Annotated in this window: 1 protein-coding gene and 1 pseudogene; both read left to right on the top strand. The window is 46.1% G+C overall.

What is annotated here, in order from left to right; genetic code table 11:
* Positions 1-1,409, top strand: a 1,409-nt coding sequence (locus WEIDD23_RS02295) for a PTS sucrose transporter subunit IIABC (protein WP_062358718.1), incomplete at its 5' end; no start/stop codon positions are given.
* Positions 1,406-1,937 (top strand): annotated as a pseudogene (locus WEIDD23_RS02290) (beta-fructofuranosidase); the annotation flags it as partial. The gene WEIDD23_RS02295 and the pseudogene WEIDD23_RS02290, both read left to right, overlap by 4 nt.

The raw sequence follows: 1,937 nt of genomic DNA, 5'->3' as shown, positions 1-1,937 counted from the left end.
ATACAGCCACTAAACGCTTTGGCGGGAGTGAAATCTTGGGAGCCGTGGCCGGCATGATTTTGGTGATGCCTGCGCTGATTAACGGAAATGACGTGGCATCGGTCATGGCCGCTGGAAAGATGCCGTCATGGGATATCTTTGGTCTGCATATTGCGCAAGCTGGGTATCAAGGTCAGGTATTGCCAGTCATTGGGGTGGCATTTATTTTAGCTAACGTTGAAAAGTTTTTCCATAAACATTTAAAGGGTGCGATTGATTTTACGTTCACACCAATGTTTGCCATTATTATCACGGGTTTCTTGACGTTTATGGTGGTTGGCCCAGTACTACGGACGTTGTCTAATGGCTTGACTGATGGATTAGTAACTCTGTATCAAACGTTAGGCTTTGTCGGCATGGGGATTTTTGGATCAGTGTATTCGGCCATCGTTGTGACGGGGTTGCACCAAAGTTTTCCGGCAATTGAAACCACGTTATTAGCTGATATTACAAAAACGGGTGGTGATTTTATTTTCCCAATTGCGGCTGTTTCTAACGTTGCTCAGGGAGCCGCAGCGTTTGCAGTATTCTTCTTGGCGAAAAAGGACGAGAAACTGCGTGCATTATCATCATCTGCCGGGGCTTCAGCAATGCTTGGTATTACAGAACCGGCGATGTTTGGTGTTAATTTGAAATATAAATTTCCATTCTTCATTGCGCTTGGCTCAGCTGGGATTGCCGGTTTAGTAATTGGCTTGTTCCATGTGTTGTCATCTTCATTAGGCCCAGCAGGTGTGATTGGCTTTATCGCCATTCCAGCCGCCAAGTGGGTTGGCTTCTTCATCAGTATCGCGTTGGCGTTTGTTTTGGCCTTTTCGGTGACCTATGGTTATGGCAAGCGACGCCATTTTGGTGAAACTGGTCCGCGAACTGATGTGCCAACGCGCTATGAACCGGCACCCGATGATATCGTGGTGGCGTCTCCGGTAGCAGGTCGGGTTGACCGGCTTAGTGCAGTTGATGATCCGGTCTTCTCGAGTGGTGCAATGGGTAAAGGTGTCGCAGTACTGCCTGCCGACGGTCAAGTGTTTGCCCCAATTAACGGGACAGTCACCGTTGTGTACCCAACGGGCCATGCCTACGGATTATTGGGTGACGACGGCGTTGAAATCCTGATTCATATTGGGGTGGACACAGTATCACTAAATGGGGATGGCTTTGAAACCATTGTGAAGCAAAACCAACACGTTCGAGCTGGTGAAGCATTAGGGACATTTAATGCGGATAAGATTAAAACAGCCGGTTTAGACGAACACGTCATGGTCATCGTGACGAATACAGGGCAGTATCTGGATGTTAAACAGATTGCAAACCAAACAGTTATGGCGGGTGAACCGCTTTTGGCAGCCCAAAAGGAGACGAACGTTTGATTATTGGAGACACAGAAAAATTTGAACAATATCACATTTATCCAGAATATGGTTTAATTAACGATCCAAATGGCCTTATTTTTTTTAACAAACAATATCATGTTTTTTATCAGTGGAATCCTAACGCACTGGATCATACGTATAAAGTTTGGGCCCACGTGGTTAGTGATGATTTGGTAAATTGGCGACGTATGCCAATTGCGATTGCGCCAAGTCTGCCAGAGGACCGGTCGGGCGTTTATTCCGGTACAACGCTGGTGAAGGATGGCCGTCTGTACGCTTTTTATACAGGCAATGTACGGAATGATGCGGGCGAAAGTGTGGCCTCTTTCCAAATGGCAGCTGTGTCGAATGATGGTATTCATTTTGAAAAACTCGGTAAGTTATTTGATCAGCCGAGTGGTTATACGCGTCATGTGCGCGATCCGAAAGTTTTTGAACGTGATGGTCATTTTTTCATGTTGCTTGGCGCCCAAAAACTTGATTTGACTGGCGATATTATTGCATATGAATCAACAGATTTATGCA

The sequence above is a fragment of the Weissella sp. DD23 genome, assembly GCF_001579105.1.
GTDB classification, from domain to species: Bacteria; Bacillota; Bacilli; order Lactobacillales; family Lactobacillaceae; genus Weissella; species Weissella cibaria.
The sequence above is the reverse complement of the archived record's forward strand: the minus strand, read 5'-3'. Positions and strand labels throughout refer to the sequence as shown.